We start from the raw sequence: 22,172 nt of genomic DNA, 5'->3' as shown, positions 1-22,172 counted from the left end.
CGGCAATGACAAAGATTGAGTTCGTTCGGTTCACCTATTCTCTGGTTCTCCGGCGGTCTATCGGATGGGCTCATGCACGGTGACCAGCTTGGTTCCGTCCGGAAAGGTTGCTTCCACCTGCACGTCGTGGATCATCTCGGCGATGCCGGGCATGACCTGCTCGCGCGTCAGCACATGCGCGCCGGCCTCCATGAGATCGGCGACCGAGCGCCCGTCCCGCGCACCCTCGACCACGAAATCGCTGATGAGGGCGATCGCTTCGGGGTGGTTGAGCTTGACGCCGCGTTCGAGGCGCCGGCGCGCCACCAGGGCCGCCATGGCTATCAGGAGCTTGTCTTTTTCGCGGGGCGTGAGGTTCATGCGGGTTCCGGTGGTTAGAGCTGCCATACTTTCGGCAGGGGACGGTCGACGAGCAGAAAGGACAGGAGAGGCTCGAGGCGATGCCTGAGCGACAGGCTGTCTTCGGCGAGGAGGCGCACCACCAGCTTGCCGTCCCAGGCGCTGGCGCCGCCATGGCTGCCGATGATGTCGCGTACCGCCTCGATCCGTTCCTCCGGCTCCGGGCAAACGGCAAGCATTGTCGCCATGGCGCGGTGTCCGCCCAACGTCGCGGGGGCAGCAAGGCGTTTGGCGATATCGCCGTCTATGCGGAAATCATCGGCGAAGATCAGTTTTCCGTTGCTGCGTACCCGCCAACGATCCATCAAGGCGCCGCTGCGCAACACTTCGCCCATGGCCGCGCGGCCGAACAGCACGGCTTCGACGGCAAGCAGTTGGGCGCCCTCGGCTAGGTCGACCTCGAGACGCCGGACGAGGCGGCCACCGTCGAACAGGATGGTCTCCTGCGGCAGCCAGGCGAGGTGAGAGCCGGCCTCGGCGGTCAGCCGGTTGACGACAACCGCGTCCTCGCCCGTCGAGCGGTAGATGCGTTCGCAGGCCTGGGTGGTGATGGTGGCCGAACTTGCCGCCCCCGCCACGACCTCGAAGGCGAGCCTGTCGCCACCAGTCAGACCGCCCGCCGTGTTGATGAGGATAGCCTCCGGCTGAGCTCCAGGCAGTGGTTGCGGCAACCGTATCTTGGCGCATCCTTCCTGATACAGGGTCGCTAGTCTGGAGGCCCCGTCACGCTGGCGAAAGGCCAGGCGGGCGACGCCCTCGGCCCGTTCGAGGCGGAGCGGGGCCTTCCTGACGTCAAAGCAGGAGATGTCGGCGTACATCGGGCTTGTCCAGGTCGGCGGCCTCGCCGGAAAAGACGATCTCGCCGCGATCCATGATGACGACACGATCGGCCAGTTCGCGCGCGAAGTCGAGATATTGCTCGACCAGGAGGATGGTCATGCCCATCTGATCACGCAGGAACGCGATGGCCCGGCCGATATCCTTGATCACGGAAGGCTGGATGCCCTCCGTCGGCTCGTCGAGCAGCAGGAGCTTGGGTCGGGTCACCAGCGCCCGGCCGATGGCAAGCTGTTGCTGCTGGCCGCCCGAAAGGTCGCCGCCCCGGCGCTGCAGCATCTGGGCGAGCACGGGGAACAGCTCGAATATATGGCTCGGAAGGCTGCGCTCGGCGCGCTTGAGCGGCGCAAACCCGGTCTGCAGGTTTTCCTTTACCGTCAGCAGGGGAAAGATCTCCCGGCCCTGGGGCACGAGGGCGATGCCGAGCCTGGCCCTGTCATGGGCAGGGCTGCGGCCGAGTGGCTTGCCCTCGAAGCTGACGGAGCCGGCGCTCGGCCGGTGCTGTCCGGCGATGGTGCGCATCAGGCTGGTCTTGCCGACTCCATTGCGGCCGAGGATGCAGGTGACCTTGCCGGCTTCGGCCTGCAGGGAAACGCCGCGCAATGCCTGGGCGGCGCCGTAATGCAGGGTGAGATCACTGACGGACAACATCATCTGCTCTATCGCCCCAGATAGACTTCGACGACCCGCGGATCCGCCGAGACATGGTCGAACCGCCCCTCCGACAGCACGCTGCCCTCATGCAGGCAGGTCACCTTCACCCCGAGCTCACGCACGAAATGCATGTCGTGCTCGACGACGACGACCGAATGCGAACGGGCGATCTGCCTGAGGAGATCACCGGTCTGCGCCGTTTCGGCATCGGTCATGCCGGCCACCGGCTCGTCGACGAGCAGGAGCTTCGGGTTCTGGGCCAGCAGCATGCCGATCTCCAGCCATTGCTTCTGGCCGTGCGACAGCCCGGCTGCCTTGTCGTCCCGCCGCTGTTCGAGACGGACGGTGGCGAGAATCTCGTCGATGCGCTCGCTTTCGGAGCGCGAGCGCTGGTCGAACAAGGCGGCGAAGATGCCGCGCCGGCCCTTGAGGGAGAGGGCGATATTGTCCTCGACCGTATGCGTTTCGAATACGGTCGGCTTCTGGAACTTGCGGCCGATGCCGAGATTGGCGATGTCGGTTTCATCGAGCTTGGTCAAATCATGTTCGCCATCGAAGAAGACCTCGCCGGTATCGGGCCGGGTCTTGCCGGTGATGATGTCCATCATCGTGGTCTTGCCGGCCCCGTTCGGGCCGATGATGGCGCGCATCTCGCCGGGCTCCAGGATGAGCGAGAGATTGTTGATGGCTTTGAAGCCGTCGAAGCTGACGCTGACGCCGTCGAGATAGAGAATGCTGTGCGTTTGCTGGGTCATGAGGTCGCTTCCTCCGCGGCGTCGCTTTGGGCGGGCACGAGCGCCTTGCTCGCAGAGGCCTTGCGAGGGGATTTGGACCGGCGCCAATGCTCGAAGGCGCCGACCAGGCCCCGTGGCAGCAGGAGCGGCATGACGACGAAGAGGGCACCGAGTGCGAACAGCCATAGATCGGGCAAGGCGGCCGTGAACCAGCTCTTGGCCCAGTTGACGCCGACGGCGCCGATCACCGGCCCGATCAGGGTGCCGCGGCCGCCGATGGCGGTCCAGATCACCACCTCGATGGAGTTGGCCGGCGAGAACTCGCCGGGATTGATGATGCCCACCTGCGGAACATAGAGCGCACCCGCGATGCCGGCCATCACCGCCGAGAAGGTGAAGGCGAACAGCTTGATGTTTTCCGGCCGCCAGCCGAGAAAGCGGGAGCGATATTCGGCATCGCGTACGGCAATCATGAGCTTGCCGAGCTTGGAGGCGGTGATCATGGCGGTAAGCGTGACGAACAGCGCCAGCATCAGGGCGCTGGCGGCGAACAGGGCCGCGCGCGTGCCCGGCGCCTGCAGGGAAAAGCCGAGCAGATCCTTGAAATCGGTCAGGCCGTTATTGCCGCCGAACCCCATGTCGTTGCGGAAGAAGGCGAGCATGAGCGCATAGGTCATCGCCTGGGTGATGATCGAGAGGTAGACGCCGTTGACGCGGCTGCGAAAGGCGAACCAGCCGAAGGTGAAGGCGAGCAGGCCCGGTACGGCCATCACCATCAGCGCGGCGAACCAGAACCTGTCGAAGCCGTACCAGAACCAGGGCAGTTCCTGCCAGTTCAGGAATACCATGAAGTCGGGCAGCACGGGATTGCCATAGACGCCGCGATCGCCGATCCCACGCATCAGATACATGCCCATGGCATAGCCGCCCAGTGCGAAGAAGGCGCCATGGCCGAGCGAGAGAAGCCCGCAATAGCCCCAGACGAGATCGAGCGAGAGGGCGAGCAGGGCATAGGTGAGATATTTGCCGAGCAACGCCACGAGATAGGCGGGCATATGCAAGGCGCTGTCTGCCGGTACCGCCAGGTGAAGCACCGGCACCAGCACGGCCGCCGCCACGAGAAGCGCGACGAGGATGGACAAGCGGCGGTCGAGGCCGTTCTTGAGCAGGGTTGCGAGGATCATGCTTCCACCGCCCGCCCCCGGGGCGCGAACAGGCCGCGCGGGCGCTTCTGGATGAAGAGGATGATGAAAACGAGCACGATGATCTTTCCGAGGACCGCGCCGGCATAGGGTTCGAGGAACTTGTTGGCGATGCCGAGCGTCAGCGCGCCCAAAAGCGTGCCCCACAGATTGCCGACGCCGCCGAACACCACGACCATGAAGGAATCGATGATGTAACCCTGGCCCAGATTGGGCGAGACATTGCCGATCTGGCTGAGGGCGACACCGGCGATGCCGGCGATGCCGGAGCCGAGGCCGAAGGTCAGCGCGTCGACCCTGGGCGTGCGGATACCCATCGAGGACGCCATGCGCCGGTTCTGGGTCACGGCGCGCATCTGCAAGCCCCAGCGGGTGCGATTGAGGATGAGGCGCAGGGCGATGAACACCGCAATCGAGAAGGCGAAGATCCACAGCCGGTTGGCGGTGATGGTCAGTTCGCCGACGCTGATGCTGCCGGACATCCAGCCGGGATTGGCGACCTCGCGGTTGGTCGGTCCGAAGATCACGCGGATGCCCTGCTGCAGGATCAGCGAGACGCCCCAGGTCGCCAGCAGGGTTTCCAGCGGGCGGTCGTAGAGAAAGCGGATGATGCCGCGCTCGATCACAACGCCAACGGCGCCCGCGACCAGGAAGGCCAAGGGCAGGGCGATCAGCAGCGACCAGTCGATCAGGCCAGGTGCATAGGCGCGTACGGCCTCCTGCACGACGAAGGTGGTGTAGGCGCCGATCATCACCATCTCGCCATGCGCCATGTTGATGACGCCGAGCACGCCGAAGGTGATGGCAAGGCCGATGGCGGCGAGCAGCAACACCGAGGCCAGCGAGATGCCGTACCAGACGTTCTGCGCCAGATCCCACAGCTTCAGGCGCGCATCGATGGTGCCGATGCCCGCGGCGGCTTCATCTTTCAACGCTCCGTCGGCGCCGGCCTCGAAGCGGCCGAGCAGCGCGGCGGCCTCGCGGGTGCCGAGAGAAGCAATGAGCCCGACGGCCGCGCTCTTGTCGGCCTGGGGCCTGTCGGAGAACAAGGTCGCGGCAGCCCGCGCCGTCTCCAGCCGGGCCTTGACGGCGGTATCAGCCTCCCTGGCGATGGCGCTGTCGAGCGCCGGGAGAGCACCGGGGTCGGGGGTCTGGGTCAGCGCGTCGGCAGCCGCGAGGCGTGCCGCCTTGTCGGGGGAGGAGAGCGTGAGCGAGCCGCTCGCCTCCCTTATCGCCCGCCTGATGGCATTGTTGACCTTGATCCTGACAAGTTCCCCCTTGCCCGCCGTCCCCACGCCGGCGCCAGTGAGCGGATCGGTGATCGCGAGCGGATCGCCGCTGCCCGAAGCGATCAGGACCGCCTTGTCGGATTGGCGCCAGTAGAGATTGCCGTCTGCCAGCGCCGCGAGGGGGCGGGCCGCCAGTGCATCGCCGCTTCCGGCCAGTTCACGCACCACCGCCTCGACCTGCTGGAAATTTCCAGCAGTGGCCAACTTGGCAAGGCCGGCCCTGATGCCGGCCTCATCGGCGTGACCAAGTCCGGGCATGAGGAGGCAGGCCCACAAGGCCAGGACGAGGAGACGAGACCCGTGCATGGCGGAGCGCAACCGGAGACGGGAAGGTTCACAGGACAGCATATTGGAGCCTTAAACCAAGCTTCGAAAATGCTGAGGCATTCTCGGCTTGAACAGCTGATGATTTTCGATGCCAAATCAGAGATTTGACGAAAATCACCAGAAAGGACCAAGGGGCATTGATAGTGCTTCTTGGCGTTAGTTCGTGCCCTGGCCGCCGCATTTGCCGGTTGCGACGTTGAAATTGCCGCAGGACAGCGGCTTGCGCCAATCGGCGATCAGATCCTTGGAGTCCGGCAGGTAGTCGGACCATTCATCGCCCACCACCAGTCCCGAACTCTGCCAGACGGTCTGCATCTGGCCGTCGGCCTGGATTTCGCCGATCAGGACCGGCTTGGTGATGTGATGATTGGGCATCATGGTCGAATAGCTGCCCGAAAGGTTGGGCACGGATACGCCGACGATGGCGTCGATCACCGCGTCGGGATCGGTGGTGCCGGCTTTCTCCACCGCCTTCACCCACATGTTGAAGCCGATGTAATGGGCTTCCATCGGGTCGTTGGTGACGCGCTTGTCGTTCTTGGTGAAGGCGCGCCAAGTCTTGATGAACTGGGCATTGGCTGGGGTATCGACCGACTGGAAATAGTTCCACGCCGTGAGGTGGCCGACCAGCGGCCCGGTATCGAGGCCAGCCAGTTCCTCCTCGCCCACCGAAAAGGCGACGACGGGAATGTCCTCGGCCTTGATGCCCTGGTTGGCGAGTTCCTTGTAGAAGGGCACGTTGGCATCGCCGTTGATGGTGGAGATGACGGCGGTCTTCTTGCCGGCGGAGCCGAATTTCTTGATGTCGGAGACGATGGTCTGCCAGTCGGACTGGCCGAACGGCGTGTAGTTGACCATGATGTCGTCCTTGGCCACGCCCTTGGACTGCAGATAGGCCTGCAGGATCTTGTTGGTGGTCTGGGGGTAGACATAGTCGGTCCCCGCCAGCACCCAGCGCTTCACGCCTTCCTGGCTCATCAGATAGTCGACGGCGGGGATGGCCTGCTGGTTCGGTGCTGCGCCGGTGTAGAAGACGTTTCGCTCGCTCTCCTGGCCCTCATATTGCACCGGGTAGAACAGGAGGCCGTCGAGTTCCTTGAAGACCGGCAGCACGGATTTGCGGCTGACCGAGGTCCAGCAGCCGAACACCGCCGCCACCTTGTCCTTGCCGAGGAGGTCGCGGGCCTTCTCGGCGAAAAGCGGCCAGTTCGAGGCGGGATCGACCACCACGGCCTCGAGCTTGCGCCCGAGCACGCCGCCTTTCTTGTTCTGCTCGTCGATCAGCATCAGCATGGCGTCCTTGAGCGTCGTCTCGGAAATCGCCATGGTGCCGGACAGCGAATGCAGGATGCCGATCTTGATGGTGTTTTCTTCGGCGCTGGCTGCGCCGCAGGTGATCAACATCGCGATGATGCTGCCCGACAGGCAATGACCGAGTCTTCCGAGCTTCGACATGACGCCTTCCCCTTGCTTCTTGTTGGATCCCGCAGGGCTCCTGCAAGCGGCGTGCCAATCGGGGCGGGGCAGTCCTCGAAAGCGCAGAGCCTGCTGGCAGGCGGCCGGGACAAGGTGCTGAAGTGTTTCGATGGGAGGGCAATAATTTAAGCATGCCTAATAATTAGGCGAACTGCTGCCTTTCGGTGCCACCCGGTGGCGCCGAAATGGGTTCGTGGCTCCTGCCGCTGTCACTATTTCACGGGCGTATAGGTCACGATTTCGCTCGCTGCATTCTCGACTGCCGGCTTGGAATAGAGCAGGGGCACATATTGTCCGTTGGCCCATAGCGGTGCGAGATCGCGGTAATGCGGGCTGAAGGGATTGCCCGATTGCCCCGGTGTATTGATGGCGCGGCTGGCGTCCCAATTGCCGACATCCAGTACCATGCGGAAGGAGGCGCCGGAGGTCAGGCGAAAGTCCGAGCTGCGATAGCTGGCGGCGTGGGGCACGTTGCTGGCGCCGCCGAGCTCGAGCGGGCCGACGCGCATCTGCGCTTGGGTCGAGAGATCGGCCAGAGGCATCAGCGCGTGATCGAATTGGGCATGGTGCAGCCTGCCCCAGCGCCATTGGCCGGCATCCTCGCCGAGAAGCTTGGAAACCTCCGCGACCGCCGTGCCGATGCTCTGCAGCAGCAGTTTGTCGCGCGCCTTGGCCGGATCGGGACCGAGGGAGGCGTCCGGCTTTTCCAGAAGCTCGAACATCGCGCCGACACTTGGCCTGGGAATGAGGGCACGAGCGCCTTGCGGCACGCTGGCATTTACCAGGGCCGGGCCGATATGCCTGCTGATCCATACCTCGAACAGAGCGGCGGCGGCGCTGTCGCGATCGTCGCTCGCATTCCAATCGCGCAGGAGCTGCAGTCCTTTGGCGATTTGGGGGTCATCCGACTGCAGCGGCTTGAGGAGCGCGATCAGGCGGCGGCCCAGCATGCTGGTGTCGTCATTCTGCAGATCCATCGCGTCGGCGAGGCTGAATTTCTTCTTGTCCTGCAGCACTTCGACGATGCGGTCCCAGCGGGCGGGATTGGCCCAGGAATCGAAACCGATGCGGCGCTGCTCGATGGGATAGCCGGGCGGCAGGTTCATCTGGTTGGCGGTGGCGAAATAGCCGGTCTTCGGGTTGAAGACACTCGGCAATTCGTCCAGGCGCAAGAAGCCCTGCCATTCATAGCGCCCGTCGCCCGGTACCGGCAGCAGCCCGTCATAGCTCAGGCGGCGCGGCGCCATTCCGCCCGGCTGCCAGCCGATATTACCCTTGGTGTCGGCATAGATCTGGTTTTCCGAAGGGGCGCCCCAACGCTTCATGGCGGCTTGGAATTGCGGCCAGTTTTTCGCCGTCATGTAGTCGGATGAGCCGAAATAGGCCGAGGTTCCCGGCTCGAACCAGACGGAGCGAATGGTGAAGGCGAGGTTTCGCTTGGCATCGCTGGCAAGCACCGGTCCGTGCCGGGTGAAGCGCATCTCGATATCCTGCGGGGCGCCGCCCTTGACCTCGACCTTTTCGTGCACGATCCGGACAGGTTCCCAATTCCCGTCGAACTTGACCTGATCGGGATTGCTCGGATTGAGCGCCTCGACATAGAGGTCTTCCTGATCCATGCCGAAGATCGTCAAGCCGAAGGCGATGCGGCCATTATGGCCGATCGAGATGCCGGGAAGTGCCGGTTCGCCGGCGCCGATCACGTTCATGCCCGGTGCAACGAGATGAACGATATAGCGAAGGGACGGCACGCTGTGGTCGCGATGCGGATCATTGGCGAGGATCGGCCGCCTGGTTGCCGTGCGCTTGCCGGAGACGACCCAATTGTTGGAGCCGATCGTATCGACCTTGTCCTGTGCCTGCGCCAACAGGGCGTCGGGGTCATAGGCCTGTGCGGCCTTTTTGGCCGGTCCAAACTTCACCGGATCGGTCGCAAGTGTGTAGTCTTTCAGCACGTCCCGTGGAATGGAACAGGGGTCGAGGCCGTCGGGCAGCTTCGTCGTCCATTCGGGCTCGAGCTGGGCCTGGAGCTTGTCGGCCTCGAGCCCGGCTGCGCAGGCAATTTGCGCGCGCTGCACTTCGAGTTCGACATTGCGCGTCAGGCCATGGCTGCGGATGCGCACGATATCGTCGACATGCCACAGGTCAGGACGCGATCCGGCGATCCTGAACTCCTCGGGCAGGGGCTGCGTGCCGTCCCGGGTTTCCTGGACATAGGCATTGACGCCGGCGATGAAGGCGTTCGCATAGTCCTTCGCGTTGGGGCCATAGGACTGCCATTCCCTGTCCATGTCACCGCGATAGAGGAACAGGCGTGCCGCACGGTCCTGTTCGACATAGGCCGGACCGAAATCCCGGGCTAGAAGGCCAAGGCCGCGCTTGCGCCACAGGTCGATCTGCCACAGGCGGTCGCGCGCAGCATTGTAGCCCTGCATGAAGAACGCATCGCGCCGGCTGGCAGTATAGAGATGCGCGATGCCCCAATGATCGACGATCATCGTGGCAGGTTGCTGCAAGCCTTGGATATTGTGGCTCTGTTGCCGTACGCCTGATGAGATTTCCGCAAGAGCAGCTGAACCCCAGGCGACCAAAGAAACGGAACTCAGAAAGATTGCCAGGCTGCGAACCATATCAATGACCTTATTTTTCTATGCGGTACACTTTTAGAAAATTATGATTATTTTTAATGAGACGCAGATAGTGGCGCCATTTCTAACGTCAGACAAGAAACTTATCTTCGCCGCCCAGGAACGTCTACCGTCATGCCGTTGCGTTCTGGCTGGCGCCAGACGGGCGGTGGGAGCGCGAGGTCGGCCCTCGCCATCCTGCGTCGATGGCGTTCGAGAGCGCAGCTGAGACCGGATATATTGCGCAGAAATGCGCATTGGATATTTTTAAAAAATAAGCAATATTAATTACTTGTTTTATGATCTTAAATTTATGATCGAGCATCGGCGCTGTGGCAGTGAGGTGCCTCATGCCACCATTCGCGCTGGCTTATCGGCTATGCAGGTCGCCGCTCTTGACCGTGTTGCTCTCTTTGGAACTATCGGCGAGCAGGAGGAAGCGGGCCGATAGCGGCAGGCTGGCGCCGCCGAGCGCGCGGGCATGGATGCCCACCGTTCCCTCGCGCACATGGGGCGTTCTCAGCCCTTCCACGTCGATCCTGCCGAGTGCCTCGCGTACGGCGCCGACCAGGCGCGCCCGGACATCGGTCGGCATCCAGCCGTCGATGACGGCTGCTTCGAAATCGATCACGGCGCAGGAAGAGACGATGGCATAAGCCAGGGCATCGGCCGCCTGGTTGATCCAGATCTCGACGTCCTCACCCAGGTCGCCCCACGCCTCGGGCGAGGTCCAAAGATGCGCGGCATCGATGCCGCGTGCCTTCAGGGCCTTCTCCAGCATGGCGATGGAGGCGACGTCGATGAGCTGTGTCGGCCTGCCGTCGGGGCCGGGGACCGGCATGGAGCCGAGCGCGCCGGCATTGCCGGTCTGCCCGCCGAACAGGCGGCCATTCAGCACGATGCCGCCGCCGGCAAAGGCACCGATATAGAAATAGACGAAGTCGCGCACGCCCGAGAACTGGCCGAAAACGAGTTCCGCGCCACAGGCGGCAGTGGCATCGTTCTCCAGATAGACCGGAAAATCGCAATTCGACTGGAGGTCGGCCTGGATGCTGCGATGGCGCCATTCGTCGAGGACATCGGGTGGGGCGCCCGCCGCATCGGCCCAGTTCCACAATTCGAAGGGCATGGCGATGCCGAGCCCCGCAATACGTCGGTTCGCTGCCGGGCTGAGCGTGGCCCTGACGGATGCGATGCCGTCGAGCGCGAAGCGGATCGTTTCGCCCGGGGCAGGGTAGCGGTAGGATTTGTGCAGCATGGCACGCACATTGCCCAGGAAATCGATCAGCACCAGATCGGCGCTGCGCCGCCCGATCTTCAGGCCGAGGAAATAGGCACCTTCCGGATTGAGTGCCATCGGGATCGAGGGCTGGCCGATGCGCCCGCGCACCGGCTCCTGGCGCGTCAGCAAACCCGCTTCCTCCAGCTCGCGCATGATCACCGAAACGGTCTGCAGCGACAGGCTGGTCATGCGGGCGATGTCGGATTTGGCCAGGGCGCCATGCTCCCGGACGAGCGAGAGGACGATACGCTCATTGTGGTCGCGCATGCCGCTCTGATTGGTGCCGCGATGAAATCGGCTCTCGGCCAGTTCGGACGAACCGGCCTTCTGGGTGCCAGCCTCCATCCCGTTTCCTCCCCGTCGGCAGAATGTCTCGATTGGCTGTGAACAGGCAATGGCAAGAAAATTCTGCAAGTGTCTGAAATTTTACAGCTTTCACTCGCTTGAGCTTGTGACTCGAACGGGGGAGGCTGCATTGGGCAACATTGTTTCTTTCGCCCACAATGAGTGCTTCGTGCAAGGGCGTCAATAAATAACTAAATAAGACTTATTTATTTATTGACAGGGTAGGCGGGGATGGTGTTTTTTCATGTCCAGGCGCCGACACGGCAATGAGGGGCGCCCCGAAAGCGAGGCCCGGCTAGCCGGCCACGCGTTCCAAAAGGGAGGAATATGATGAAGAAACCGGTCCTGAAGTCGGCGCTGCTGTGCGCCAGCGTCCTGTCTCTCGGTATTTTTGCAACCCCGGGTTTTGCGGCCGATGTCGGCGCCTGCCTGATCACCAAGACCGACACCAATCCCTTCTTCGTCAAGATGAAGGAAGGTGCCAGCGCCAAGGCCAAGGAGCTCGGCGTCAACCTCAAGGCCTATGCGGGCAAGATCGACGGCGACAATGAGAGCCAGGTCTCGGCCATCGAATCCTGCATCGCCGACGGGGCCAAGGGCATTCTGCTGGTACCTTCGGACTCCAAGGCCATCGTCGACTCCGTCAAGAAGGCCCGCGCTGCCGGCATCCTCGTCATCGCGCTCGATACGCCGCTGGAGCCGATCGACGCGGCCGACGCCACCTTCGCCACCGACAATTTCAAGGCCGGCGAACTGATCGGCCAGTGGGCCAAGGCCACGCTCGGCGACAAGGCCAAGGAGGCCAAGATCGCCTATCTCGATCTCAATCCGAGCCAGCCGACCGTCGACGTCCTGCGTGACCAGGGCTTCATGAGCGGGTTCGGCGTCTCCAAGATCGAAAATCCGACCAAGATCCAGGATTGGGGCGATGCCCGCAACGTCTGCCACGACGTGACCAACGGCAATGAGGAGGGCGGCCGGGCTGCCATGGAGAACTGCCTCCAGAAGGACCCGACGATCAACGTCGTCTACACCATCAACGAGCCGGCTGCCGCGGGGGCCTATGAAGCGCTCAAGGCCGTCGGCCGCGAGAAGGATGTGCTGCTCGTCTCGGTCGACGGCGGCTGCCCGGGCGTGAAGAACGTCGCGGAGGGCGTCATCGGCGCGACCTCGCAGCAATATCCGCTCAAGATGGCCGCCATGGGCATCGAGGCCATCAAGAAGTTCGCCGATGGCGGCGAGAAGCCCAAGCCCACCGAAGGCAAGGCGTTCTTCGACACCGGCGCCACCCTCGTCACCGACAAGCCGGCTTCCGGCGTCGAGTCCATCGACACCAAGAAAGGCAAGGATCTGTGCTGGGGCTGACCTGAGGCCAGCCCGGCCAGCGTTCAATCTTGTTCTTAGGGAGGAGCGGCCGCCGCGCCGCTCCTTTTACGAGGGGCGACCGCCCCACGGGAGGAGACCAAAGATATGACCGATCCTTCGGCAAATGTCGGCCGTCCACAGGACTTCGAGAAAGTCCTCTCGGGCAGCGACACCAGCGTAGCCAGCTTCGACGTCCACAACAAATCCGCCCTGGAAAAGGCGCAGCACTTCCTGCACGGAAACCCGGCCATGGTGCCGCTGATCGTGCTGGTGCTGTCCACCGCCGTCTTCGGCATCCTCCTGGGCAGCAAGTTCTTTTCGGCCTTTTCGCTGACGCTGATCCTGCAGCAGGTGGCCATCACCGGCATCGTCGGCGCAGCCCAGACCCTGGTCATCCTGACGGCCGGCATTGACCTGTCTGTCGGTGCGATCATGGTGCTGTCATCGGTGGTGATGGGGCAGTTCACCTTCCGCTACGGCCTGCCGGCGCCGCTCTCAATTCTCAGCGGCTTCGCCTGCGGTGCGCTGTGCGGCTACATCAACGGGCTGCTCGTCTCCCGCATGAAGCTGCCGCCCTTCATCGTCACGCTGGGCAGCTGGCAGATCATCCTGGCCGCCAACTTCCTCTATTCGGCCAATGAGACGATCCGCAGCCAGGACATCGCGGCTCAGGCCCCGTTGCTGCAGCTCTTCGGCGCGAGCTTCCGCTTCGGCGGTGCGGTCCTGACCGCCGGCGTGATCGCCATGGTGCTGCTGGTCGCGGTGCTGTGGTACGTGCTCAACCACACCGCCTGGGGCCGGCATGTCTATGCCGTGGGCGATGATCCCGATGCGGCCGAGCTTTCCGGTGTCGGCACCAACAAGATGCTGCTCCAGGTCTACACCCTGTCCGGCATCATCTGCGCCCTGGCGGGCTGGGTGCTGATCGGCCGTCTCGGCTCGGTTTCCCCGACCTCCGGCCAGTTTGCCAATATCGAGTCGATCACCGCAGTGGTCATCGGTGGCATCTCGCTGTTCGGTGGCCGGGGCTCGATCCTGGGCATGATCTTCGGCGCCCTGATCGTCGGCGTGTTCCAGCTCGGCCTCCGGCTGGTGGGCACCGACCCGCAATGGACCTACCTGCTCATCGGCGTGCTGATCATCGGCGCCGTGACCGTCGACCAGTGGATCAGAAAGGTTGCAGGCTAATGGCACAGGAACCCATTCTCTCAGGGCGTGGTCTGATCAAGCGCTATGGCCGGGTCACCGCTCTCAACAATTGCGACTTCGACCTCTATCCCGGCGAGATCCTCGCCGTGATCGGCGACAACGGCGCCGGCAAATCCTCGCTGATCAAGGCCTTGTCGGGCGCGGTTACGCCCGATGAAGGGGAAATCAGGCTCGACGGCAAGGTCGTCAACTTCAAGTCGCCCATCGATGCCCGCGAAGCGGGGATCGAGTGCGTGTACCAGAACCTTGCCCTGTCGCCGGCCCTGTCCATCGCCGATAACATGTTCCTGGGGCGGGAGATCCGCAAGCCGGGCATCCTCGGCCAATGGTTCAAGATGCTCGACAGGCCGGCCATGGAAAAGCGGGCCCGCGAGAAGCTGACCGAGCTCGGCCTGATGACCATCCAGAACATCGGCCAGGCGGTCGAGACCCTGTCCGGCGGCCAGCGCCAGGGCGTCGCGGTGGCGCGTGCAGCTGCCTTCGGATCGAAGGTGGTCTTCATGGACGAGCCGACTGCCGCTCTCGGCGTTAAGGAAAGCCGCCGCGTGCTGGAGCTTATCCTCGACGTCAAGCGGCGTGGGCTGCCGATCGTGCTGATCTCGCACAACATGCCGCATGTGTTCGAGGTGGCCGACCGTATCCACATCCACCGGCTCGGCCGGCGGCTCTGCGTCATCAATCCACGCGAATACACGATGTCCGACGCGGTCGCCTTCATGACCGGCGCCAAGGCCCCGCCCGAGGAGTTGGTTGCGGCCTGACAGAGACGAGGGCCGGGGGGCTTTGTCCCTCCGGCTGGCGTGTTTCTTGCTTCGCCTCATTATCGACGAAGCCCTCCGGAGACGATGCGCCGTATCAACGCCGGCATCGTCTCCCAACCCGAGAAAGGTCACCATGGCGCTGAACCCAACGCTCGCACGGGTTACCGATCGGATCGTGGCGCGGTCCGTGGCCCTTCGCCGCCCCTATCTCGAGCGCATGGCGCGCGCCCGTGCCGCCGGCACCGTGCGAGCCCATCTGTCCTGCGGCAACCAGGCCCATGCCTACGCCGCGATGCCGGTGGATGACAAGGCGGCCCTGGTCAAGGGCGGCGCGGGCAATCTCGGCATCATCACGGCCTATAACGACATGCTCTCGGCCCATCAGCCCTATGAAAGCTACCCCGACCTGATCCGCGCGGCGGCGCGCACGGCCGGCGGCACCGCGCAGGTCGCTGGCGGCGTGCCGGCGATGTGCGATGGCGTCACCCAGGGCCAGGCCGGCATGGAATTGTCGCTGTTCTCGCGCGATGCCATTGCCATGGCGGCCGGTATCGCGCTCAGCCACAACACCTTCGATTCCACCGTCTATCTCGGGGTCTGCGACAAGATCGTGCCTGGCCTCGTCATTGCAGCGGCCGCTTTCGGCCATATGCCGGCGGTCTTCGTGCCGGCCGGGCCGATGGCGAGCGGCATTGCCAATGACGAGAAATCCAAGGTGCGCCAGCTCTTCGCCACCGGCCAATGCGGGCGCGACAAGCTGATGGAAGCGGAGATGGCGGCCTATCACGGGCCGGGCACCTGCACTTTCTACGGCACCGCCAACACCAACCAGATGCTGATGGAGTTCATGGGCCTGCATCTGCCGGGTTCGAGCTTCGTCAACCCCAACACGCCCCTGCGCGATGCACTCACCGTGGAAGCCGCAAGGCGGGCCCTGGCGATCTCGGCGCTCGGCAACGACTATACGCCGGTTTGCGACGTGCTCGACGAGCGCGCCTTCGTCAACGGCATTGTCGGGCTCAACGCCACCGGCGGCTCCACCAACCTGCTCATCCACATGATCGCCATGGCGCGGGCGGCCGGCATCGTGCTCGACTGGCAGGATTTCGCCGATCTTTCGGAGGTGACGCCGCTGATGGCGCGCGTTTATCCGAACGGGCTTGCCGATGTGAACCATTTCCACGCTGCCGGTGGCCTCGGCTTCATGATCGGCGAACTGCTCGAAGCCGGGCTCCTGCATCCCGATACGCGCACCGTGGCCGGCGAGGGGCTCGCCCGCTATACCAGAGAGCCGAAGCTCATCGACGGCGCCCTGGTGTGGTCGGAGGGGACGAGCGCCTCCCTCAATCCCAAGGTGCTGCGACCGGCCGGAGAGCCGTTCCAGCCGACGGGTGGCCTCAAGCGGCTCCAAGGCAATCTCGGCACCGGCGTGATGAAGGTCTCGGCCGTGGCGCCGGAGCGCCATGTCGTCGAGGCGCCGGCACGCGTCTTCGCCGACCAGGAGGCGATCAAGCAGGCCTTCCGGGCCGGCGAGTTCACCGGGGATACCGTGGTGGTGGTGCGTTTCCAGGGGCCGAAGGCCAATGGCATGCCGGAACTGCACAGCCTGACCCCGCTGCTTGCCGTGCTGCAGGATAAGGGGCTGAAGGTCGCTCTGGTCACCGATGGGCGGATGTCGGGGGCGTCGGGCAAGGTGCCCGCGGCGATCCATGTCAGCCCCGAGGCGCTCGACGGAGGACCGCTTGCCAGGCTCAGGGACGGTGACCTCGTGCGCGTCGACGCGATTGCGGGCACGATCGACGTGCTGACGGCGGGAGCGCTCGAACGGGAGAATGCCGAGCCGGATCTCGACGGCAACGAATTCGGTGTCGGCCGCGAACTCTTCGGCCTGTTTCGCCGGCAGGTCTCGGCCGCGGAACATGGTGCTTCGCCCTTGTTCGGCTGATTGAGGCTCATTCGGTCGAGTCGAAATCATCCTCCCGCATGACCAGCATCGCGGCCAGCGTCGCCAGGCCGCTATCGAGCTGATCCATCGACGGGCTGGCCAGCGCCAGCCGGACGGCGTTGGGCGCATGGCCTGGCGTTACGGCGAAGGTCGTGGAGGGAGACAGGGCAATGTCGCGCCTGGCCGCCGCCGCGACGAAGGTTTGCGAGCGCCAATGCGCCGGCAATGTCAGCCATAGATGGTAGCACTTTTCGTTGGTTTGAATCTCGAAGCCCGAAAGGCGCTCGGCCGCCAGCTTCTGGCGCGCGCGGGCATCCAGGCGTTTCAGCCTGGAGAGTTCGGCAGCGGTGCCATCGCCCATCAGTCGCTGCGCCGCCGCAAAGGCAAAGCCGGAGGCGGTCCATCCGCCCGAGCGCACCGAAGCCATGATGGTTTCACGCAGGTGCTGGGGCGGCACGATGAAGCCCAAGGACAGGCCCGGCGCGACCTTCTTGGACAGGGAGTCGATGACGATGCACCGTGCCGGCGCGAGAGCTGCGAGCGGCGGCACGTCGTCGAGGAAGCCGTAGACATTGTCCTCGATGATCGGAAGGTCGAGCTTCTCGGCGACATGCAGAAGGTCGGCCCGGCGCGCCGCGCTCATCGTCATGTTCAGCGGGTTTTGGACAGCCGGCTGGACGTAGAGCGCCGAAAGATGGGCTTCATGGTGCGCCTTTTGTACCGAGTCGGGACGCAGGCCGCCCTCGTCCATCGCCAAGGGCACCAGCGTGATGCCGAGCCGCGCGGCAACGCCCTTGATGAAAGGGTAGGTCAAGGCCTCGACGCCGCAGCGCCCGCCGGTCGGAACGATGGCGGCAAGGGCGGCCGCCAGGCTCTGGCGGCCATTGCCGGTAAAGACGAGTTGCTCCGGGGTTGGCGACCAAGCGTCCCGCGAAAGGAAGGAGGAGGCAAGGGTTCGCAGCGCCGGCGTTCCGATACTGGTCGCCTGTCTGAGTGCCATGTCGAGGGCGGCAGGCTGTTCCAGGCCATCGAGGCTCCGGGCAATGAGGGCGGTCTGATCGGGTAGCAGCGGATAGTTGAACTCGAGATCGATACGAATGCCGCTCGGCTCGCCCGGTGCCGCCACGCCGCGCCTGGCATTGCCCGAAATGAAGGTGCCTCGCCCGGTTTCGCCGACCGCCAGGCCCCGACGCAGCAGCTCCGTGTAGACGCGGCTTGCCGTCGAGGCGGCGATCCCGCGCTCATAGGCGAAATTGCGCTGCGGGGGCAGGCGATCGCCCGGCATGAGCCTGCCGCCCGATATATCGGCAGCAATCTCGTCGGCCAATTTCAGATATTCGGACTTCGACATTATTGCACCGAGAGCAATGTTATAATTGCACCGAGAAAAATATCAGAGCATTTTGCCTATATCAACCGGATTGTACCGGGCTCTGTGAAAATTTCTACCATTCATGTCGGCCGGCACATCGTGGTTTGCGGCAACGGCGTCGCTTGGCCTGACGTCATCACTGGAGATTGGAAATGCCTGTTTCCTTTTCGACCGTCGTCCATCCTGAATTCGTGAAGAAGCCTGCCACCCGATATCGGGCACTCGGCGCACTTCGCGATGCAATCGTACGTTTCCTGGCCCGGCGCGCCGCCCTTGCTGACCTTCGCGACCATGATGATTTCGCGCTACGCGACATCGGCCTTGCACGCGGTGATATCGAGGCCGCGGTCTATGGCCGGCCCATCCCCCCCGGTGGGACCAAAGCGTCATGATCCCCGATTGGGCCACGACGGCCCTGCACAGGCGGGAATGCTCATGTCCGTCGGCGATGCAGGCGGCACCATGGACCTGAGCGCTGCCACCATCCTCGTCGCTTTTGCCGGCGTATTCCTGATCAGCTTCATGAGGGGCGCCTTCGGTGGCGGCTTTGCCATCGTCGGCATTCCGCTGCTCTCGGTGGTCATGGATCCCGTCATCGCGGGCGGATTGCTGGCGTCTCTCTTCATCGCGATGGATCTCTACGCCTTGCGCTACTGGAAGCCGTCGACCTGGTCGAAGCCGGACCTCATGGTGCTGCTGCCCGGGCTTGTGATCGGTATCGGCTTCGGCTTCCTGCTGTTCCGCGTGCTCGACCATCGCGCCATTGCGATCATGATGGCTGCCGTCATCCTGGTCTTTGTCGGCCTCTGGCTCGTGCGGGGCGGGGAATTGACGCATCGCCCGCGCTCCATGCCGAAGGCGGTCGCCGCCGGCCTCACTTCGGGCATCACCACCATGGTGGCGCATTCGGGAGGGCCGCCGCTTGCGATGTATCTGTTGCCTCTCGGGCTGGGGAAGGAGATCTACGCGGGAACCACAAGCCTGTTCTTCACCGTCGGCAATGCGACCAAGCTGGTGCCATGGCTGCTGCTGGTACAGCCTGCGGCCACGACCTGGGCGCTGATGGCGATCTGCCTGCTCGCCATTCCCGTTGGTGTCTGGTCCGGCTGGCGGCTTCATGGCGTGTTGGATCAGCGTCAGGTTTATCGTGCCTGCTATGGCTTGCTCGCCGTGACGGCGTTGAAATTGCTGTGGGACGGCGTTTCCGGCTTCTCGGGATGAATGTGAATGCCAGGCATGCCCGCAAGGCTCGGGGATGATGCCGATTTCCGCGCCCTGTAGAGCCCCACTAGGATAGGCTCGATCGAGCCCGGCAAGTCCGGTGTGCGTATTGGAATATTTTTGTATCGCCATCCAAAATCCTTCGCCAGGATCGGCAGCGTTGGAATATGGGTGCGAGGATCAGATGTCGGATGCTGCGGAAAAATCGACCGTATCCGAAACGCCGCCGCCCGCGCGCAGCATGCGGTCACGTTGGCTCTATCCGGCCTTGCGCGTCGGCTTTCTTCTGCTCGCCGCCTGGCTGGTCTGGTACGTCGCCGGCAATTGGAACCGCTGGACCGGTGCTGCCCGCCTCGCGGAAACCGACAATGCCTTCATCGTGGGAGATGTCACGCCCTTGTCGGCGCGTGTCTCCGGCTACATCAAGGAAGTCCCCATCCACGACTATCAGGCGGTGGAGGCCGGCGATCTCATCGCCGAGATCGAACCGTCGGACTATCAGGCGCAGCTCGCTTTGGCCCAGGCCAATCTCGCCGCGGCCGAAGCCAGTCTCGCCAATGTCGCCAATCAGAAGAACGTCCAGAATGCCCTGATCCGGCAGGCCGGTGCCAATATCGATGCGGGCAGTGCGGATGTGCGGCGCTACCAGCTCGAAGCCACGCGCCAGCGCGACCTGCTCAAGACCGGCACGGCCGGCACCCAGCAATCGGTCGAGCAGGCCGATGCCAATGCCCAACGCGCTCTGGCCCAGAAGACGCTCTACGAGGCCCAGCTCGACCAGCAGAAGGCCCTGCTTGTCGGGCTTGACGTGCAGGAGCAGCAGGTCAGGGCCCAGATCAAGGCCGCGGAGGCGCAGGTCACCCTCGCCACCAACAATCTAGGCTACACCAAGATCCGGTCGCCGGCGAAAGGGCTCGTCGGCCAGCGCCAGGTTCGCCCGGGCCAGTTCGTCAATGTCGGCACGCAGGTCATCGCCGTGGTGCCGCTGCCCAATATCTGGGTGGTGGCGAACTACAAGGAAACCCAGATGACCAATATCCGTCTTGGTCAGCCGGCGCATGTTACCGTCGATGCCTTTCCCGACCTGGTTCTGACCGGACGGGTCGAAGCCTGGTCGCCCGGCACCGGCAGCACCTTCGCCCTGCTGCCGCCCGACAATGCCACCGGCAATTTCACCAAGGTCGTGCAACGCATTCCGGTCAAGATCGCCCTCGATCCCAACCCGGCGCTGGGAACCCTGATCCGGCCCGGCATGTCGGTGGTTGCGACCGTCGATACCGGTGACAGGCCAGGCACCGGCGCGGCGGCTTCGCCATGACGACGGCGGGCGTGACGATGGCGGGTATGACGGCGACGGCCGCCCCGCTGACAGCGGCCGGGGCAGCCCTCGAACCGGCGACGCACGCCCCGCCGCGTTTCCGCGCCGATACGCTGCGTCCCTATATCGGCATCCTCGGCGTGCTGCTCGGCTCCATCATGTCCACGCTCGGCAGCCGCGTCACCAGTTTCGGTCTTGCCGATCTGCGCGGCGGGCTGCATCTGGGCTTTGACGAGGGGGCCTGGATGACCACCACCTTCGCCGTCGGCCAGATGCTGGTCGGCGTGGCCTGTCCTTATCTCGGCGCCATTTTCGGGGTGCGGCGCATGCTGCTGCTGGGCATCACCCTGCTCTTCGTCGCCAGCCTGCTGGCGCCCCTCTCTCCCAATCTCGGCGCCTTCCTGGCCGCCCAGTTCCTGGCCGGGGTCGGATCGGGGACGTTCATTCCGCTGACCATCAGCTTCATCGCCCGCAGCCTGCCGCCGCGCCTGATCATCTACGGCATCGCTGTTTACGCCATGAATTCGGAGCTTTCGCAGAATGTCGCGGCCTCGCTGGAAGGCTGGTATGCGGACAACCTGTCCTGGCGCTGGATCAGCTGGCAATATTGCGGCCTGCTGCCGCTGATGTTCACCTGTGTATGGTTCGGCATTCCGCGCGAGGACGTGAAGACCGAACTCCTGCACCATTTCGACTGGCCGGGCCTGGTCTATGCCGGCGCCGGTTTCAGCCTGCTCTATGCCGGGCTCGACCAGGGCAACCGGCTCGACTGGACCAACAGCGGCCTGGTCAACGGCCTGCTGATCGCCGGCGGCCTGGTGACGGCGGCCTTCGTCGTGCGCGAGCTGTGGGTCAGCCGCAGGCCCTTCCTCAACCTGCGGCTCCTGATGCAGCATCATCTCCTGTTGTTGCTGCTGCTGCTGGCGGGCTTTCGCTTCATCATCCTGTCGACCGCCTACATCATTCCCAACTATCTGCAGTCGGTGCAGAACTTCAGGGAATTGCAGGTCGGCGCCGTGCTCTTGTGGATCGCCTTGCCCCAGCTCATCATCGTGGTGCCGCTCGGCTATGTCCTCAAGCGCGTCGACGGACGATGGGTGCTGGCTGCCGGCACGGCCCTGGTCGGCATCGCCTGCCTGATGGCGGCGCAGCTCACCAGCGCCTGGGCCACCGACGATTTCCTGCAATCCCAGATCCTGCAGGCCCTCGGCCAGTCCTTCGCCCTCACGGCGCTGGTCGTCCTGGCGGTGCAGTCAATCAATCCGGCCGACGCGCTGACGATCGGCGCCCTGCTGCAGATCAGCCGCATGTTCGGCGGCGAGATCGGCACCGCCTTCATGCAGACCTTCGTGCGGGTGCGCGAACAGGTCCATTCCAATCTGATCGGCCTGCATGTCGACAGCCTTGCCGGTGCGACGGTCGACCGGCTCGCCGCTTATCGCAATGCCGTCAGCGCCCACACGGCGGACGTGGCGATCGCCAGCGCCCGGGCGACGAGCCTGTTGTCCTCGGCCATCGCCAAGCAGGCGGCGGTGCTGTCCTATATCGACGGCTTCCTGGCTGCTGCCGGCGGTGCCTTCGTCTGCCTCCTGCTGATTGCCCTGCTGCCCAGGCCCAATCGACTTCCCATCTAGATGGGATTTCTATTTCTCTATATATTTCTTTATTTTATCTAACAATTCTAATCTAATTTCTTAGTTGTTCCACTCCAATGATGTGCCTTGCCACGAACGAAACAGGCGAGTGGTCGAAGGCCATATGATCGGAATATCGTCGGGCTGCGAATGAGGTTCTTGCGCCTTGCATCCA

The 22,172-nt window shown here is 63.9% G+C and carries 18 protein-coding genes; 8 read left to right on the top strand and 10 right to left on the bottom strand.

Going from position 1 to position 22,172, the window contains the following annotated elements; translation table 11 throughout:
* Positions 1-57: 57 nt before the first annotated feature.
* The 9 genes from QM672_RS22305 to QM672_RS22265 form a co-directional block, all read right to left on the bottom strand.
* The gene (locus QM672_RS22305) at positions 58-360 is read right to left on the bottom strand and encodes an urease subunit gamma (RefSeq protein WP_311936445.1); all 303 of its coding nucleotides are present in this window, start codon (positions 358-360) and stop codon (positions 58-60) included.
* A gap of 14 nt (positions 361-374) precedes the next feature.
* Positions 375-1,217 carry an urease accessory protein UreD gene (locus tag QM672_RS22300; RefSeq protein ID WP_415085199.1) on the bottom strand — a complete coding sequence of 281 codons (843 nt, stop codon included), beginning with the start codon at positions 1,215-1,217 and terminating at the stop codon, positions 375-377.
* On the bottom strand, positions 1,192-1,887 hold the full coding sequence (gene urtE / locus QM672_RS22295; protein ID WP_367626098.1) for an urea ABC transporter ATP-binding subunit UrtE: 696 nt from the start codon (positions 1,885-1,887) through the stop codon (positions 1,192-1,194). The genes QM672_RS22300 and urtE overlap by 26 nt, the downstream gene beginning before the upstream one ends.
* A gap of 8 nt (positions 1,888-1,895) precedes the next feature.
* Positions 1,896-2,645, bottom strand: coding sequence for an urea ABC transporter ATP-binding protein UrtD (gene urtD / locus QM672_RS22290; RefSeq protein ID WP_367626079.1), 750 nt, complete (start codon positions 2,643-2,645; stop codon positions 1,896-1,898).
* Positions 2,642-3,808: an urea ABC transporter permease subunit UrtC gene (gene urtC / locus QM672_RS22285; protein WP_415085197.1), complete on the bottom strand. Its 1,167-nt coding sequence runs from the start codon at positions 3,806-3,808 to the stop codon at positions 2,642-2,644. Before urtC ends, urtD begins: the two co-directional genes overlap by 4 nt.
* A complete protein-coding gene (gene urtB / locus QM672_RS22280) occupies positions 3,805-5,373 on the bottom strand; it encodes an urea ABC transporter permease subunit UrtB (RefSeq protein WP_311936434.1) in 1,569 nt (522 codons plus the stop codon). Before urtB ends, urtC begins: the two co-directional genes overlap by 4 nt.
* A gap of 225 nt (positions 5,374-5,598) precedes the next feature.
* Positions 5,599-6,846, bottom strand: a complete 1,248-nt coding sequence (urtA, locus tag QM672_RS22275; protein ID WP_311937478.1) for an urea ABC transporter substrate-binding protein — start codon at positions 6,844-6,846, stop codon at positions 5,599-5,601.
* A 284-nt stretch (positions 6,847-7,130) separates the two neighbouring features.
* Positions 7,131-9,416, bottom strand: coding sequence for a penicillin acylase family protein (locus tag QM672_RS22270; RefSeq protein ID WP_415085195.1), 2,286 nt, complete (start codon positions 9,414-9,416; stop codon positions 7,131-7,133).
* A 499-nt stretch (positions 9,417-9,915) separates the two neighbouring features.
* Positions 9,916-11,172 (bottom strand): ROK family transcriptional regulator, encoded by a 1,257-nt coding sequence (locus tag QM672_RS22265; protein ID WP_311936429.1) that lies wholly within the window; start codon positions 11,170-11,172, stop codon positions 9,916-9,918.
* A 330-nt stretch (positions 11,173-11,502) separates the two neighbouring features.
* On the opposite strand from QM672_RS22265, the gene QM672_RS22260 reads away from it, so the two are divergent.
* The 4 genes from QM672_RS22260 (at position 11,503) to edd (ending at position 16,452) form a co-directional block, all read left to right on the top strand.
* A complete protein-coding gene (locus QM672_RS22260) occupies positions 11,503-12,537 on the top strand; it encodes a sugar ABC transporter substrate-binding protein (RefSeq protein ID WP_311936426.1) in 1,035 nt (344 codons plus the stop codon).
* Positions 12,538-12,642: 105 nt separating this feature from the next.
* On the top strand, positions 12,643-13,725 hold the full coding sequence (locus QM672_RS22255) for an ABC transporter permease (protein WP_311936424.1): 1,083 nt from the start codon (positions 12,643-12,645) through the stop codon (positions 13,723-13,725).
* The gene (locus tag QM672_RS22250) at positions 13,725-14,507 is read left to right on the top strand and encodes an ATP-binding cassette domain-containing protein (protein ID WP_311936420.1); all 783 of its coding nucleotides are present in this window, start codon (positions 13,725-13,727) and stop codon (positions 14,505-14,507) included. The genes QM672_RS22255 and QM672_RS22250 overlap by 1 nt, the downstream gene beginning before the upstream one ends.
* Positions 14,508-14,640: 133 nt before the next feature.
* A complete protein-coding gene (edd, locus tag QM672_RS22245; RefSeq protein WP_415085191.1) occupies positions 14,641-16,452 on the top strand; it encodes a phosphogluconate dehydratase in 1,812 nt (603 codons plus the stop codon).
* A gap of 7 nt (positions 16,453-16,459) precedes the next feature.
* On the opposite strand, the gene QM672_RS22240 is transcribed toward edd, so the two are convergent.
* Positions 16,460-17,803 carry a PLP-dependent aminotransferase family protein gene (locus QM672_RS22240; RefSeq protein ID WP_415085190.1) on the bottom strand — a complete coding sequence of 448 codons (1,344 nt, stop codon included), beginning with the start codon at positions 17,801-17,803 and terminating at the stop codon, positions 16,460-16,462.
* Positions 17,804-17,976: 173 nt separating this feature from the next.
* Between QM672_RS22240 and QM672_RS22235 the strand changes: the two genes are divergently transcribed.
* The 4 genes from QM672_RS22235 (at position 17,977) to QM672_RS22220 (ending at position 21,997) form a co-directional block, all read left to right on the top strand.
* A complete protein-coding gene (locus QM672_RS22235) occupies positions 17,977-18,216 on the top strand; it encodes a DUF1127 domain-containing protein (RefSeq protein WP_415085189.1) in 240 nt (79 codons plus the stop codon).
* A gap of 70 nt (positions 18,217-18,286) precedes the next feature.
* Entirely contained in the window at positions 18,287-19,045 is a 759-nt protein-coding gene (locus QM672_RS22230; protein ID WP_415085226.1) for a sulfite exporter TauE/SafE family protein, read from the top strand.
* A gap of 184 nt (positions 19,046-19,229) precedes the next feature.
* Positions 19,230-20,363, top strand: a complete 1,134-nt coding sequence (locus QM672_RS22225) for an HlyD family secretion protein (RefSeq protein ID WP_311936404.1) — start codon at positions 19,230-19,232, stop codon at positions 20,361-20,363.
* Entirely contained in the window at positions 20,360-21,997 is a 1,638-nt protein-coding gene (locus QM672_RS22220; RefSeq protein WP_367626072.1) for an MFS transporter, read from the top strand. The genes QM672_RS22225 and QM672_RS22220 overlap by 4 nt, the downstream gene beginning before the upstream one ends.
* Positions 21,998-22,172 lie beyond the last annotated feature (175 nt).

The sequence above is a fragment of the Labrys sp. (in: a-proteobacteria) genome, assembly GCF_047605565.1.
In the GTDB taxonomy this organism is placed as follows: domain Bacteria; phylum Pseudomonadota; class Alphaproteobacteria; order Rhizobiales; family Labraceae; genus Labrys; species Labrys neptuniae.
Note: the sequence above shows the minus strand (reverse complement) of the source record. Positions and strands in the feature narration are given on the sequence as shown.